Source organism: Micromonospora sp. CNZ296 (genome assembly GCF_007827635.1).
Genome location: NZ_VISW01000010.1, coordinates 38,599 through 52,703, shown reverse-complemented (window position 1 = coordinate 52,703; position 14,105 = coordinate 38,599). Strand labels below are relative to the sequence as shown.

The window sequence follows — 14,105 nt, the reverse complement described above, 5'->3', positions numbered from 1 at the left end:
ACGTGATGCCCTAGCTCGTGCAGCAGTACGGCAAGTTCAAGTTCATGTCGTACCTGATGGACACCGACTCGGTGCGGCGCCAGCTCGCCGGCTGATCCGTCACCCCGGACGGCGCGTCGCCACACCGCCGCCGGCCCTCGCTCGTCGAGGCCGGCGGCGGTTCCGCATGTCGGCGTCACGGTCCCTGAGCGCCGCAGTCGACGACGGCGCCGGTCCGGGTTCGCCGAGCATCAGCGTGACCACCGCGGCGAGCAGCACGATCGACCCGAGAACGGCGGTCACTGTGAGCCGTTCGTCGAGCAGGAGCACCGCGATGAGCGCCGCCGTCACCGGCTCCACGAGCGCGATGACCGACGCGGTGGTCGCCCGGACCGAGGCCAGCCCGGCGAAGAACAGGGTGTACGCCACGGCGGTGGGCCCCACGGCGAGGAAGGCGAGCAGGCCCACTGTCTGACGGATGTCACCGGCTGTGGGCAGGATCCCTTCGAGCAGGGCCAGGGGAAGCAGGCAGATCATTCCGACGGCGAATCCGCCCAGTAGCGGAGTGTGCCCGCCGCCGTCTCGGCCGAGCTTCCGGTTGAGCAGGGTGACGGCTGCGTACCCGGCCGCGGACAGCAGCGCGCAGGCCAACCCCAGCAGCGGCGCCGGGGCGCTGCCGGCGCTACCACCGCCCAGCAGCAGGACCAGGCCGACGAGTGCTGTCACGACTGTGACTCCGCCGGATCGGCCGAGTCGCTCGCCGAGGGCCAGGCGTGAACCGAGGGCGATGAGGACCGGCCCGGCGCCCAGGGTGACCATGGTGGCGACGGCCAGACCGGCGTACCCCACTGCGGCGAAGTACGCCGTCTGGTAGACGGCGAGACCTACGCCTGTCGTCACGACCTGCCGCCACCTGTGGCGCGGCCGGGTGCCGACGACCCGGATACGCGAGGATGGTCGCCGACGTGTCAGGTGTCCGGCGGCGAGCAGCAGGACGCCGCCCGCGAAGCGCCAGAAGGAGACGGCGACGGGGCCCAACCCGCTGGTGTCGTAGAGGACGGCCGCCGCGGCGCCGCCGGTGCCCCAGGCGATCGCCGCCAGGAGGATGTACAGGGTTCCTCGCCCCACGGTCGGGGGCAGATTTCTGCGCACGGGATTCTCCGTTGTCGTCGCCGCCCGGGCACCGCGAACGCACCCGGGCTCTGGATCGAAAGCCGGGTTCGGTGAACGGCGTCGTTACCGGGTGACCGGTGGCGGCGAGACAACGCGGAACGTCATGTCCGCACCCTAGCGGCGCGCAGACGATCGACCGCCTGCTTTATCGCGGCCACCCGCGTCGCGAGCGGTCCCGCGGGCACCTCGACCAGGTCGAATCCCGCGTCGCGGTACGTCAGTTCGTGGACGCGCTCGAAGACGAGCGACTCCTCGAAGCTGATCCGGCGGGCGGCGGTCGCCTCGACGAAGCCCTGATTCCGTACGAAGAAGACGGTCCGCTCGTAGTGGCGGCGTTCCGTCGTCAGGCGCTCGACCTCGTCCAGCAGGGCGGACGGCGGCGTCGACCCCAGGTGGCGGCACAGCGCGAGCGTGCAGACAGGTGAGCGGTCGTGGAAGACGATCTCCCCGGCGCGCGCTTCGGCTCGGCGCCGACGCCTGCGCTGGAGAGCCAGCACCCGCTCGGCGAAGTCCGGCTCGCGCCACGGTTCGGGCCGGCCGAGCGCCTGGTGCAGCGCGATCACGTCGGTCGCCGCCTCCTCCACGACGGGGTGGCCGTCGACCTCCAGGTGGCGCAGGATCGCGGTCTTACCGGAGCCGGGAGCGCCGGTGAGGATGAATCCGGGCATGACGTCCTCCGTTGGCAGACAGCCTCTTGATAGGCAAGCTGACACTTGCATATGGTGGGTGACGTGGGCGATCTGTACCAGGCGCTGGCCGATCCCACCCGCCGCCTGATCCTCGACGAGCTGACCGAGCGCGACGGTCAGACCCTGTTCGAGATCTGCGGCCGGCTGGCCACCAAGCACCAGGTCGGCTCGTCCCGGCAGGCGATCTCCCAGCACCTCGACGTCCTGGAGGCCGCCGGCCTGATCGTCACGCGGCGGCAGGGTCGCTACAAGTTCCACCACCTCGACACCCGGCCGCTGCGGTCCATCACCGAGCGATGGCTCAGGTCCGACGCACCCACCCAGGAGAACCCATGAGAATCAACCTCACCAGCGTGTACGTCGACGACCAGGACAAGGCACTGCGCTTCTACACCGAGGTGCTGGGCTTCGTGAAGAAGACAGACGTGCCGACCGGGGAGTACCGGTGGCTGACTGTGGTCTCGCCGGACGCCCCGGACGGCGTGGAGCTGCTGCTGGAACCCGACGCGCACCCGGCCGCCAAGGCGTTCAAGGAGGCGCTCGCGGGCGACGGGATACCGCTGACGCAGTTCGCGGTGGACGACGTGGCCGCCGAGCACGACCGGCTGCGGGGCCTCGGCGTGCTGTTCACCCAGGAGCCGGTCGACATGGGCCCGGTGACCACGGCGGTGTTCGACGACACCTGTGGCAACCTGATCCAGATCGCACAGTACCGGTAGCGGGTCGACAGTGGCCGGACCGTGGCGTAGCCCGGCGCTGGCGGCCGCGGTGGCGCGCCTGGAGGACGAGATCCGGGACGCCTGGGCGCGGCTGCGCGGTGAGCTGGACGTGGCGCCGGGCTCGCCCGAGGAGAGCGAGCTGGCCTGGCTCGTCGTCGACGACCCCGGGGCGTACGACTGGCGGACCGTGGACGGCGCGGTGGACCGGCTGACCTGTCCCGACTGCGGGGCACGGCTGACCGCCGGACCGGCGACGTGTGAAATGTGCGAGTTCCGCCACCGGATGCGGTTCGGCGCCCGGGAGCGCGACCGCCCGCACGTGCCGCCCGGCAACGAGCACGCGCTGCGCGTGGCCACGGCGGTGACCCGCAGCCGCCACCGCTACTCACCCCGGGCGCGGGTCGGCTACGAGCTGGTCCTGCCGGACCTGCTGGCCGGCGCCCTGCCCACGACTCCCCAGGCCCAGGCCGCCAAGGCACTCATCAATACGTTGACCGACGGCGAGTGCGACCGGGTCGCGAGCCTCGCCGAGGTCGTGGAGTTGGCGAGAGGTCGTTGACTCCGCGCGGAACCGCTGGACACGATCGGTCACTCTGGCGGCATGACGGTGTGGCGGCGCCCGTACTCGCTGGACCTGACCACCTCCGGCTTCATGGTCGTGGCGGTGCTGGCGGTCGGCTTCTTCGTGCTCCTCGTGTTCGAGGTCAGGAGCGGCAGGATGCCGGGACGGGATGCGGTGTTCCTCGGCGTGTGGAACGCCGTCGGCCTCGCCGTCGCGGTCCGCCGCGCGATGCTCGGCGTCTGGGTGAGCCCTGTCGGCGTACGCTCGCGCTCGCTGCTCCGCACGACCACAGTGCCGTGGGCGTCGGTTGCGGAGATACACAGCGGTACGGGTTCGATCGTGGGCCTGGACGTGGGACGCGACGCGATCGTCATCGAGCGGATCGACGGCGAGCCGGTGCAGACGCCGATCCAGTCCGGCGCCGTCGTCCGGCCGTTCCGCCTGGAGCTGACCCGGCTGGTCACCTGGCCGGAGCACTACGACGAGATCCTCGCGAACCTGCGGGAGTGCCATCGCAACGCCCGGCCCCCGGAGCAGCGCGCGGCGGCGAGCCCGGCGCCGGATCCGGTCCGCACCGACCGTCCGGACCCGCCGGGGCAGATCCGGCGGCCCGCTCCGAGTGCCGCGCAGCGGCGCGACATCCACGCGTTGACCAGGCAGTACGAGCGTGGAGTGCTGACCGACGCCGAGTACGCGGCCGCGTTGGCGCGGCTGCGCGGTGACGAGTAGGCGTCAGCCGAGCCGGTCGAGCAGCTCGCGGCTGCGGCTCACCACCAGCGCTGTGGCCTCGGCGTCGTACGAGGGCAGCGAACTGTCGGTGAACAGGTGCCGGTCGCCGGGGTAGACGTACAGCTCGCCGCGCTCGGGACCGACGATCGACACCAGCTCGCGCGCGGCGTCGACGTCCCCTTCGAGCCCGAAGAACGGGTCGCGCTCCATGCCGTGCACCTGCACCGCCACCCCGTCGGGCCACGGGCCGATCGCCCACTCGCCGGTCACCGGCAGGCAGGCCTCGTAGAGCAGGGCGGCCCGGGCGCCGGCCCGGGTCTGGGCGAGCCGCTGGGCGATGGCGGCGCCCCAGGAGACGCCCGCGTAGACGAGGCCGGCGGGCAGGTCGGCGACGAGCGCGTCGGCGCGCCGGTCGAGGACGTCGCCGCCGATCCGCTTGATCAGCGCGGCGCCGTCGGAGATGGTGGCCGGCCGTTCGCCGTCGAAGAGGTCGGGGGCGTGGACTGTGTGGCCACCGGACCGGAGGGAGTCGGCGAGCGCGCGGACGCCGTCCGTGAGCCCTTGAATGTGGTGGAAGAGCACGATCTCGGCCATCACTACACTCCTGAGTTGTCAGACCAAAGTTGTCGAACGAACCAGAATCTTAGAACGGTCGAGAAATGTCGGTCAATGAGCGAATCCCGGACTACGACCTCGACGACCTGCTCGTGGTCACCGCTCCGGAGCAGTTGCGTGCGCTCGCCGACCCGCTGCGGAGCACGCTGCTCGAACTGCTCCTGGAGCGCGCCGCCACTGTCAACGAGATGGCCCGCGCCGTCGACCGGCCGAAGAGCAGCGTGGCGTACCACGTGAACCAACTGGTCGACGCCGGTCTGCTGCGCGTGGTGCGGACCCGCCGGGTACGCGCCATCGAGGAGCGGTTCTACGGGCGGGTGGCCCGCACCTACTACGTCGGCGCGCTCAGCCGGGCCGAGGACAAGCAGGTGGTGTCCCGGATCAACGGGCTCGCCGAGGCGGCAGCCGAAGCGGCGGCCGCGCACGCCGCCGACGAGTTGCGGTGCACGCTCGTGCACGCGCGCATCCCGATCGAGGACGTCCGCGAGTTCTGGGCGGAGGTGCAGGCGCTGGCCCGGCGGTTCGCGCAGATCCCCCGCGCCGGGGACCAGGTGTACGGCTTCGCCGCCGGCCTCTACCCCACCGACGCGCCCACGCTCCCCGACACGGAACCCGCCACCGACCCACGCGACTGACGGCCCCACCACGCGACGGCAGGGTCTTGCCGGGACGGCGAACCGGGCAGGCTAGCGTCGGAAGCGTGAGCACCGGATCCCCGCGCGTCCTGCCGGCCGAGCGCGGCATCGACGAGGCAGCCGCCGTCCTGCGTGCCGGCGGGCTGGTCGCCTTTCCCACCGAGACGGTCTACGGGCTGGGCGCCAACGCGCTCGACGCCCGGGCCGCCGCGCGGATCTTCGAGGCGAAGGCGCGGCCCAGCTTCGACCCGCTGATCAGCCACCTGGCCGACGCCGCCGACCTGGCCGCGCTGGTGGGCGAGGTGCCCGCGGCGGTGGCCGAGCTGGCGAAGCGGTTCTGGCCCGGCCCGCTCACCCTGATCGTGGACCGTCCGGAGATCATCCCGCCGATCGTCACCTCCGGTCTGGACACCATGGCGGTACGCGTACCGGACGAGCCGTCGGCGCGGGCGCTGATCGCCGCCGCCGGAGTGCCGGTGGCGGCGCCGAGCGCGAACCGGTTCGGCCAGCTCAGCCCCACCCGGGCCGAGCACGTGGTGGCCGGGCTGGGCGGCGCGGTGGACGTGGTGCTCGACGGCGGGCCCACCCGGTGCGGGATCGAGTCGACGATCGTGGACGCGCGCGGTGAGCGGCCGGTGGTGCTGCGGCTGGGCGCGCTGCCGGTCGAGGCGCTCGTCGAGGCGGTCGGCCCGGTCGAGGTGCGCCAGGGCAGCTCCGGCCAGCCGGTCGCGCCCGGGACGCTCGCCGCGCACTACGCCCCGCGTACCCCGTTGCGGTTGGGCGCGGCGGCCGAGCCCGGCGGCGGCCGGCGGGGCTTCCTGGCCTTCCGGGAGCCACCGGCGGACGGCGACTGGGCGGCGGTGGAGGTCCTGTCGCCCGACGGCGACGTGACGGCGGCGGCGGCGCGCCTGTTCGACGCGCTGCACCGGCTCGACGCGGCCGGGGTTACCGAGATCGTCGCCGAGCCGGTGCCGGAGACCGGCGTGGGCCGAGCGATAAACGACCGGCTGCGCCGGGCCGCCGCCACCTGGCGCTAGGACTGGTCGGCGTCGGGTCGCCGATGCGAACCCGGCTGCGGCAGGCGGTCGACCAGCTTGGTCAGCGCACCGTTGGCGAACGTCGCGCCGAGCGCCGACCCGGTGGCGATGGTCCAGCCCACCGGGCCGAGCGGGGTGCAGCCGAAGAACTGGCTGACGCCCGGCGTCTGCACCACAGCCACGAGCACGCCGACCGACGCGGCGGTGGCGGCGAGCACGCTGGGGCTGGTGCCGCCGGCCAGCACGGTCTGGCCGAGCTGGGTGCCGATCAGCGAGGCGAGCGCGACGGTGCTGGCACGCCGCTGGGTGCCGGTCCACCTGGCGATCGTCCAGCCGGCGGTCGCGCCCAGCGTGGTCGACGCCGCACGCAGCCCGATCTCCCGGGTCATGGTGACGCCGAGCGACGAGTCCGGCCCTTCCCGCAGCAGATGGTCGGCGCTGTCGTCGGCGGGCGGGCGGACCGCGATGGCGAGTGCGGGTGCCAGGTCGGTGAGCAGGTTGACCAGCAGGAGTTGCCGGCCGGTCAGCGCGGACCGGCCGGTCGCGGCGGCGGTCAGCACGCTGAACGCGATCTCGCCGAGGTTGCCGCCGACCAGGATGCTCAGCGCGTGCCGCACCGACGACCACATGGCCCGTCCCTCGACGAGCGTGGCGATGATCGTCTCCAGCCGGTCGTCGGTGACCACCAGGTCGGCCGCCGCGCGGGCGGCGGGAGTGCCGCGCTGGCCGAGCGCGATGCCGACGTCGGCGAGCCGGATCGCGGGCGCGTCGTTGGCGCCGTCACCGGTCATCGCGACAGTCCGGTCCTGGCGCTGCAACGCCTGGATGATCCGTACCTTGTGGGCGGGCGTGCAACGTGCCACCACGTCGGTGGCCATCAGGCGCTCGGCGAGCGCCGCGTCGTCCAGCCGGTCCAGGTCGGTGGCGGTGACCACGCGCTGCCCGCCGTCGTCCGGGCTGATCTTGGCGGCGATCGCCTCGGCCGTGGCCGGGTGGTCACCGGTGATCATGACGGTGTGCACGCCCGCCGCCCGGATCCGGGCCACCGCCGGCCGGGCGCTCTCCCGCACCCCGTCGGCGAGCGTCAGGAAACCCACGAAGACCAGCCCGTCGACCTGCTCGTCGCTCACCTGCTCGATGGAGACCTGGCACTCGGCCACGGCGAGGATGCGATGCCCGGCACCGGCCCGCCCGGCCAGCATGGCCTGCACCTCCTCGCGTCCGGCCGCATCAAGCGGCCGGTCACCCTCGGCGGTGCGCCGGGACGCGCAGCGCGGCAGCACCGACTCGGGGGCGCCCTTCACGCTCAGCAGCAGCCCGCCGGTGCCGCGGCCGACGGTGGCGCTGTAGCCCCGGGACGGCTCGAACGGCAGCCCGGCCGTGGCGGTCCACTCCGCCGCACCGGTCCGCTCGGTCACGCCGGCGGCGTCCGCGCCGTGGCGTACCGCCCGGTCGGTCTGCTGCGGCAACTCGTCCGGATCCGCCGCAGCAGGGGTGGCCCGCACCGCGGCGGCCAGCGTCGACCGGAGCGGCTCGTCGAGTTCGTCCAGCACGGCGTACCGGCCGTCACCGGTACCCACCCCCGCCAGCAGCAACTTCCCCTCGGTGAGCGTGCCGGTCTTGTCGAAGCAGAGCACGTCGACCCGGCCCAGCGCCTCGATGGTCCGGGGGTTGCGGACCAGGGCGCCGTGCTCGGCCAGCCGCCGCGCCGCCGCCAGCTGCGCGGCGCTGACCAGGAACGGCAACCCCTCCGGCACCGACGCCACGGCCAGGTTCGCGGCGGTCGCCGCCGTTTCGGCAAGGGGTACGCCCCGAAGCAGCCCTGCGCCTGCGACAGCGATCGCCGAGGCGGCCGCAAGGGGTACGGCGCTGCTGGTCAGCCTGCCGAGCCGCGCCTCCACGCCACTGGCGGGCGGGGCCTGCCGGGCCATGGCGAGGCTCCGCCCGGCCTCGGTCTCCGCACCGGTGGCCACCACCACTGCGGTGCCGTGCCCGGCGGCCACAGTGGTGCCCTCGAACAGCATCGAGTGCCGTTCGGCGATGGCCGCCGCCACCACCGGTTCCGGACTCTTCGCCACCGGCAGCGACTCGCCGGTCAGTGACGACTCGTCCGCCTCCAGCCCGTCGCTCGTCAGCACCCGGCAGTCGGCCGGTACGGCGTCCCCGGAGCTGACCGTGATCACGTCGCCGCGGACCAGTTCCTCGGCGGGCACCACCCGCTCGGCGCCGTCGCGCAGCACCCGGGCGGTGACCGCCGATCGGGACAGCAGCTCGGCGAGCGATCGTTCGGTGTTGCGCTGGTGCACCGCGCCGACCAGCGCGGACCCGCCCACCACACCGCCCACCAGGGCCGCGTCGACGAGTGAGCCGAACGCGGCGGAGAGCACCGCACCGGCGGCCAGCACCGGGGTGAGCGGGTTGGACAGCTCCTCCACGAACGCGCGGAGCAGCCCGGCCGGGCCGTGCTCGTCGCCGACCTCGACGCGCCGGCGACGGGCCGCCTCGTCCTCGGCAAGCCCGGACGGGTCGGTGGCGAGCTGGTCCAAGACGGTCTGCGCCGGCATCAGGTGCCAGGCGGTGAGCGCGGGCATCGGTGCGCCGGTCCGGTCCGGCAGCCGGTGTGCCCGGAACACGCCGTGCGCGAACGCGAGCGCCGCCGCGCCGTTCACCGCGGCGAGCGTCGGGCGGGGCAGCCGCCGCCGGTCGGCGGTGAACGCGGCGAGCGCGCCGAGCCCGCTGCCGGCCATCGAGATCCGGACGTTCTGCTCGGTCATCCGGCGGGCCACCCCGGCGGCGTCGACGAGCAGGGCCGGTACCCGCAGGTCGTCACCGACCAGCAGGTGCGCGCCCCACGGCGGCAGGTCGTCCGGGCCGTACACGCCGAGGCCGCAGTCCGAGGCGGCGAGCGCCGACCGCTCACCGGAGACCACCATCACCACGGCGCCCTCGCGTTGCAGGTCGTGCACCGCGTCGGCGAGCCGGGCACCACCGGGTACGAGCAGGTCCGCGAAGTCGTACCGGCCGTCGTCCGCGCCGCCGACCACGAGCCGCAGGCCCGCCTGCCGTGCGGCCGACGCCAGCGCGTCCACGCCCGGCGCGGGCTCCGGCTCGACCCGCAGTACGGCGGCGAGCCGGCCGTTCTCCGCCAGCCCGAGCAGCCGTCCACCGTCGGCGCGCAGCCGGGCGCTGTCCGGGGTGTCGCCGGGATCGTCGGCGCCGAGGCGGTCCAGCGGGCCGATCCGCCAGCCGCCGTCGGCGCGAACCGCGTCCGGCTCGGCCGGGTCGAACAACGCGAACGCGCGGGCGGCGACCTGCCCGGTGTCGGCGTCGGCCAGCGGCGCGAGATCGGCCAGGACGCCCCGGTCCGAACCGAGCACCGCCGCGTCGAGCACCACCGTGTCGATCCGGTCCAGCTCACGCAGCACACTGCGGTCCATCGCGATCACGCCCCGCCGGGCGAGCATCCGGCCGAGCTGGGCGCCGTACCCCTCGCGGCCGGAGCCGGGCGCCTTCGGCAGCGAGGACAGCGCCAGCGCGGCTGCGCGCTTCGGCCCCAGCACCGGCAGCGCCGCCGCCCCGGCGACCGCGCCGGCCGGAAGCACCCGCTTGGCGTACCGCTCGGGCTGCCCGTCCGGCACCGGGCAGGGCCGCTCGCCGTCGGGCACCCGGGCCACAGCCCGCTCCGGGTCACCGGTCAGGTGCGGCTCGGCCCGCCGCCACGCGTTCAGTTGAGCGGCGCCCTCACCCCACTGCACGACCCGCTGCGCGCCGTCCAGCACAATGCCCGCCCAGCCGCCGGTGAGACCCTGCACCACCGCCTCGGCCAGCGGGAACAGCACCTCGGCGCGCGGGTCGGCGCGGATGCCCAGACCGGCCAGCGCGTGCAGCTTCGGGTGCAGGTCGACAGCGCCGAGCAGACCGGCCACCTCGGCGGGAATGGGAGTGAGCGGCAGGACACGGGTGGCAGCGGAGATGCTCAACCCGAGCACGTCGGACAGCAGCGCGCCGAACGTCCGCGCGGTACGCGGGCCGTCCTCGGGCGGCTGCGGCGGTTCGATCTCCGGGTCCGGCTCGTACGGGCAGGTCTGCTCCACGCGCGCCACCGTGGCGATCAGGTCGCGCAGCTTCGGCGCCGGATCCCCGGTCGCCACCACCACCCGGCCCGACGGCGCGTTCACACGCGCCCAGGCGACACCCGGCATCGACTCCAGCGCCGCTTCGACCTGACGGGCCAGCCGGTCGCCGCCGTCCTGGCAGACGCCGTGCACCTCGATGTGGTGGCGGCCGTCCTGCGACCACACGCGGCGGCTGGTCAGCCCGGTGAGGCGGGCCAGCCGGGCCGCCGCCGTACCGACGCTGCCCGCCACCTCGCTGACCCGGGCCGGCACGGCATCAGTGGGCAGGGCCGAACCGACGGTACGCGCGACGCGCGCGGCGGTCTCCGGTACGACCGTCGGCGACAGCAGGAGGCCGGCGAACCGTCCCAGCGAGGTCATCGAGTCGTACGGCCGGGCAGTCGGTTGAAGGTGTCGCAGCCGTACGCCATCTCGCCTCCCGGTCTCGTCCCGGCGGCCCGACTTCCCGGCGCGGCGTCCGTTATGCCACCCCGACGGCAGAAGTTTCCGGGCATCGCCCCGCCGTTCCCGGCCGACGAGACGCGCGCCACAGTTGACCTCAACCGGGGGTGAGGTCCGAGGCTGAACGCCATGACCAGCACCACCGCCGTTCCGGCTGATCCACCCGTCGACCTCTGGTCGCCGCGCCTGCGGGCGATGACGGTGGGCAGTGTCGCCCTGGTGTCCCTGCTCGCGTTCGAGGCGCTGGCGGTGGGCACCGCCATGCCGACCGTGGCGCGCAGCCTCGACGGGCTCGGCCTGTACGCGCTGGCGTTCGGCGGTTCCTTCGCCTCCGGCGTGGTGGCGATGGTCGCCTCCGGCATCTGGTGCGACGCGCGCGGGCCGCGCCCGGCCATGTGGCACGGTGTCGTCTGGTTCGTCGCCGGGCTCGTGGTGGCCGGCGCCGCCACGACCATGGAGGTGCTGGTCGTCGGGCGGGTGGTGCAGGGCTTCGGCTCCGGACTGGTCTCGGTGGCGCTCTACGTGGTCGTCGGGCAGGCGTACCCGGAGCAGTTGCGGCGGCGGATCTTCGCCGCGTTCGCCGCGGCCTGGGTGGTGCCGTCGCTGGTCGGACCGGCCCTGGCCGGACTGATCGTGGAACATCTGGGCTGGCGGTGGGTGTTCCTCGCGGTGCCGGCGGTGGCGATCCCGGCGGCGCTGCTGGTCCAGCCGGGGCTGCGGGCGCTGACCGCCACCGTGGCGACCCGCCCGCCGGCGGGTGCCCTGGCCCGGATCGGCTGGGCCTGCGGGGCGGGGGCGAGCGCCGCACTGCTGCACTACGGGGGGCAGCAGCGCGGCGTGCTCGCCGCCGCCCTGATCGCCGGGGCGCTGGCCGGGCTGTTCGTCTGCGTGCCGCACCTGCTGCCGGCCGGGTTCCTGCGCGCGGCGCGGGGACTGCCGACGGTGATCGGCCTGCGCGCGCTGGCGTCGGCGGCGTTCGTGGCCGCCGAGGTGGTGATCCCGCTGATGCTGTCCCGGGAGCGCGGTTTCTCGCCCACCGGTGCCGGCCTGGTGCTGACCGTCGGGGCGCTGTCCTGGTCGGTCGGCTCGTGGATCCAGGGGCGGATCGGCTCACCCCGCTCGGCGGCGACGCTGCCCCGGGCCGGGCTGGCCTGCATCACGATCGGTACGGCGGGCGTGGCGTCGGCGCTGGTGCCCGGACTGCCGGTGCTGCCGGCCGTGCTGAGCTGGTCGGTGGCCGGGCTGGGCATGGGCCTGCTCTATCCGTCGCTGTCGGTGCTCACCCTGGAGCAGTCCGCCCCGGCCGAGCAGGGCCGCAACAGCTCCGCGCTGCAACTGGGCGACTCGCTCGCCGCCGCCACAGTGCTGGCGCTCACCGGCGCGGTCCTGGCCGCCGGTGCGTCCCCCGGCCCGGCCGGCTTCGCGACCACGCTGGCCGTGGCAGCCGCCTGCGGCCTGCTGGGCCTGCTGCTGGCCGGCCGGGTGGTCCTCCGCCCCACCCCCTGACCGCCCCGCCCGCCCCCGCCCCTGCCCCACCCACCCTCTGCCGGTGATCAAGGAGTTCGGGTCGGTTTTCGAGCCTCCGTCCGACACGAACTCCTTGGTCAACAAAGGGAGGGCAGGGCCGAGGTGGCCCTCGGGGGCGCAGGATCGGGGTGAAAGGGGCGGGGGCGGGCGGCTGTCACGATCCGGGTCGGCGTTTCGTCCCATCGGGGAGCCGCGGTGTGGCGGTTGCGCGTGGGCGGGAGGAGTGGGCGATGCGGGTGCTGGTGACCGGGGCGACCGGGCGGCTCGGGCGGGTGGCGGTGCCGCGGCTGCGGGACGAGGGCTTCACGCTCCGGGCGGCCAGCCGCCGGCCGCGTACCGGGGACGGGGTCGAGTGGGTCACCGCCGACCTGGCCACCGGTGCCGGGCTGGCGGAGGCGGTCGCCGGGGTGGACGCGGTGCTGCACCTGGCCTCGTCGCCGCAGCGGCGCACCCACGACATCGACGTGCTCGGCACCCGCCGGCTCGCGGTGGCGGCTGGTCGCGCCGGGGTGCGTCACCTGGTCTTCGTGTCGATCGTCGGCGTCGACCGGGTGCCGTTGGGCTACTACCGGCACAAGCTCGCGGCCGAGCAGGTGGTGGCCGCCGGACCGGTGCCGTGGAGCGTGTTGCGGGCGACCCAGTTCCCGGAGTTCCTGGAAGGGCTGCTCAGCGGCGCGAGCCGCCTCGGCCCGGTGATCGGGGACCGGGCCGTGCTCGCCCAGCCGGTCGACCCCGGTGAGGTGGCGGACCGGCTCGCGGTCCTGCTGCTGGCCGGACCGTCGAACCGGGTGGAGGACTTCGGCGGACCGGAGGTGCTGCGCTACGACGACGCGGCCCGCGCCTGGCTCGCGGCGCGCCGGGTACGCCGTCCGCTGCTGCCGGTCCGGATCCCCGGCCGGCTCGGACGGGAGCTGCGGGCGGGTGGCCTCACCACGACCGCCACGCCGACCGGCGTCCGGATCTGGGCCGACCACCTCGCGGACACGTACGGGGGAACCGCCGGAAGATGAGAAACGGTCGGGTCCGCACCGGCCTACGGTGACCGCATGCTGGTCTTCGTCGCCACAGTGGTTCTGTACGTCTTCGGTTTCGTCTTCCTCTACGGCGTGATCCGGGTCGGCGTCCGGCACGGCATCGAGGACGCCGAGGCGAACCGTCCCGAGGTGCTGCGCCGCCGGCAGCTCACCACGACCGAGAGCCGGGACTTCGCGCAGGAGAACGCGTTCCTCACCAATCCCAACTGAAGGGCGGGGGCGGGGTCCGGCCGGTCGATCCGCCGGGCGGGTGCGAGGATCGCGGCATGATGGGGACGCTGAAGACGGAGCCGGCCCGCACCCGGCTCGACCTGCTGGCTCCGCCGGTCGCCGCGGCCCTGCAGGATTGGCCGGCCGAGGCCCCGGTGGACGTGGACGACGTACTGGTCGCTCCGATCGACGCCGACCTGGCCGACACCGCTGCCTTCTGCGAGGCGTACGGGGTGGGGCTGGAGGAGTCGGCCAACTGCGTGGTGGTCGCCGGCAAGCGCGGCGGCGAGACCCGGTACGCGGCCTGTGTCGTGCTCGCCACCACCCGCGCCGACGTCAACGGTGTGGTCCGCAAGCTGCTCGACGTGCGCAAGGCGAGCTTCGCGCCGATGGCCGAGGCGGTCGAGTCGAGCGGCATGGAGTACGGCGGCATCACGCCGATCGGCCTGCCGGCGGACTGGCCGATCCTCGTCGACTCCCGGGTGATCGCCACGCCGCACGTGATCATCGGTTCGGGCGTACGGCACAGCAAGATCGCCCTGCCCGGGCCGGCGCTCGGCGCGCTGCCCGGGGCGAGGGTGGTGGAGGACCTGGCCAGGCCGGCCTAGGTCCTCATCCG

The 14,105-nt window shown here is 74.4% G+C and carries 14 protein-coding genes; 10 read left to right on the top strand and 4 right to left on the bottom strand.

All coding sequences use genetic code 11. The annotated features are described in order from the left end of the window. Positions 1-99 precede the first annotated feature (99 nt). Positions 100-1,131, bottom strand: coding sequence for a DMT family transporter (locus tag FB455_RS17785; protein WP_145754152.1), 1,032 nt, complete (start codon positions 1,129-1,131; stop codon positions 100-102). Between the two features lie 122 nt (positions 1,132-1,253). Further along, a complete protein-coding gene (locus FB455_RS17780) occupies positions 1,254-1,820 on the bottom strand; it encodes an AAA family ATPase (RefSeq protein WP_145754149.1) in 567 nt (188 codons plus the stop codon). A 51-nt stretch (positions 1,821-1,871) separates the two neighbouring features. Between FB455_RS17780 and FB455_RS17775 the strand changes: the two genes are divergently transcribed. Genes FB455_RS17775 through FB455_RS17760 form a run of 4 tightly spaced genes read left to right on the top strand, consistent with a single transcriptional unit; the run spans position 1,872 to position 3,851 of the window. Next, complete coding sequence (locus FB455_RS17775; RefSeq protein WP_013283242.1) at positions 1,872-2,177, top strand: ArsR/SmtB family transcription factor; 306 nt, start codon at positions 1,872-1,874, stop codon at positions 2,175-2,177. After that, on the top strand, positions 2,174-2,560 hold the full coding sequence (locus FB455_RS17770) for a VOC family protein (protein ID WP_013283243.1): 387 nt from the start codon (positions 2,174-2,176) through the stop codon (positions 2,558-2,560). The genes FB455_RS17775 and FB455_RS17770 overlap by 4 nt, the downstream gene beginning before the upstream one ends. Before the next feature lie 10 nt (positions 2,561-2,570). Continuing rightward, on the top strand, positions 2,571-3,119 hold the full coding sequence (locus tag FB455_RS17765) for a hypothetical protein (RefSeq protein ID WP_145754146.1): 549 nt from the start codon (positions 2,571-2,573) through the stop codon (positions 3,117-3,119). Between the two features lie 42 nt (positions 3,120-3,161). Further along, positions 3,162-3,851: a PH domain-containing protein gene (locus FB455_RS17760; protein ID WP_047893152.1), complete on the top strand. Its 690-nt coding sequence runs from the start codon at positions 3,162-3,164 to the stop codon at positions 3,849-3,851. Between the two features lie 3 nt (positions 3,852-3,854). Here the strand turns inward: FB455_RS17760 and FB455_RS17755 are convergent, their stop codons facing one another. Further along, positions 3,855-4,445: a dienelactone hydrolase family protein gene (locus FB455_RS17755; RefSeq protein WP_145754145.1), complete on the bottom strand. Its 591-nt coding sequence runs from the start codon at positions 4,443-4,445 to the stop codon at positions 3,855-3,857. A 65-nt stretch (positions 4,446-4,510) separates the two neighbouring features. Between FB455_RS17755 and FB455_RS17750 the strand changes: the two genes are divergently transcribed. Together FB455_RS17750 and FB455_RS17745 are read left to right on the top strand one after the other, a co-directional pair. After that, the gene (locus tag FB455_RS17750) at positions 4,511-5,101 is read left to right on the top strand and encodes a winged helix-turn-helix domain-containing protein (protein ID WP_013283247.1); all 591 of its coding nucleotides are present in this window, start codon (positions 4,511-4,513) and stop codon (positions 5,099-5,101) included. An 89-nt stretch (positions 5,102-5,190) separates the two neighbouring features. Next, positions 5,191-6,138, top strand: coding sequence for an L-threonylcarbamoyladenylate synthase (locus FB455_RS17745; protein WP_030269579.1), 948 nt, complete (start codon positions 5,191-5,193; stop codon positions 6,136-6,138). On the opposite strand, the gene FB455_RS17740 is transcribed toward FB455_RS17745, so the two are convergent. After that, on the bottom strand, positions 6,135-10,634 hold the full coding sequence (locus FB455_RS17740) for a cation-translocating P-type ATPase (RefSeq protein ID WP_145754142.1): 4,500 nt from the start codon (positions 10,632-10,634) through the stop codon (positions 6,135-6,137). The genes FB455_RS17745 and FB455_RS17740 overlap by 4 nt on opposite strands. 210 nt (positions 10,635-10,844) lie before the next feature. On the opposite strand from FB455_RS17740, the gene FB455_RS17735 reads away from it, so the two are divergent. From FB455_RS17735 to FB455_RS17720, 4 genes are all read left to right on the top strand, one after another. Continuing rightward, complete coding sequence (locus FB455_RS17735) at positions 10,845-12,221, top strand: MFS transporter (RefSeq protein ID WP_030269581.1); 1,377 nt, start codon at positions 10,845-10,847, stop codon at positions 12,219-12,221. 218 nt (positions 12,222-12,439) lie between these two features. Continuing rightward, positions 12,440-13,252 carry an SDR family oxidoreductase gene (locus FB455_RS17730; RefSeq protein WP_486481543.1) on the top strand — a complete coding sequence of 271 codons (813 nt, stop codon included), beginning with the start codon at positions 12,440-12,442 and terminating at the stop codon, positions 13,250-13,252. Positions 13,253-13,288: 36 nt separating this feature from the next. Further along, complete coding sequence (locus FB455_RS17725; protein WP_013283252.1) at positions 13,289-13,486, top strand: hypothetical protein; 198 nt, start codon at positions 13,289-13,291, stop codon at positions 13,484-13,486. A gap of 59 nt (positions 13,487-13,545) precedes the next feature. Beyond that, complete coding sequence (locus tag FB455_RS17720; protein WP_013473323.1) at positions 13,546-14,094, top strand: YbaK/EbsC family protein; 549 nt, start codon at positions 13,546-13,548, stop codon at positions 14,092-14,094. The last annotated feature ends 11 nt before the right edge of the window (positions 14,095-14,105 follow it).

Bases quoted from the DNA above. Each gene is read 5' to 3' on its own strand.
- FB455_RS17780 (WP_145754149.1), bottom strand. From the start codon at position 1,820: ATGCCCGGATTCATCCTCACCGGCGCTCCCGGCTCCGGTAAGACCGCG.
- FB455_RS17775 (WP_013283242.1), top strand. From the start codon at position 1,872: ATGGTGGGTGACGTGGGCGATCTGTACCAGGCGCTGGCCGATCCCACC.
- FB455_RS17770 (WP_013283243.1), top strand. From the start codon at position 2,174: ATGAGAATCAACCTCACCAGCGTGTACGTCGACGACCAGGACAAGGCA.
- FB455_RS17760 (WP_047893152.1), top strand. From the start codon at position 3,162: ATGACGGTGTGGCGGCGCCCGTACTCGCTGGACCTGACCACCTCCGGC.
- FB455_RS17755 (WP_145754145.1), bottom strand. From the start codon at position 4,445: ATGGCCGAGATCGTGCTCTTCCACCACATTCAAGGGCTCACGGACGGC.
- FB455_RS17750 (WP_013283247.1), top strand. From the start codon at position 4,511: ATGTCGGTCAATGAGCGAATCCCGGACTACGACCTCGACGACCTGCTC.
- FB455_RS17740 (WP_145754142.1), bottom strand. From the start codon at position 10,634: ATGACCTCGCTGGGACGGTTCGCCGGCCTCCTGCTGTCGCCGACGGTC.
- FB455_RS17735 (WP_030269581.1), top strand. From the start codon at position 10,845: ATGACCAGCACCACCGCCGTTCCGGCTGATCCACCCGTCGACCTCTGG.
- FB455_RS17725 (WP_013283252.1), top strand. From the start codon at position 13,289: ATGCTGGTCTTCGTCGCCACAGTGGTTCTGTACGTCTTCGGTTTCGTC.
- FB455_RS17720 (WP_013473323.1), top strand. From the start codon at position 13,546: ATGGGGACGCTGAAGACGGAGCCGGCCCGCACCCGGCTCGACCTGCTG.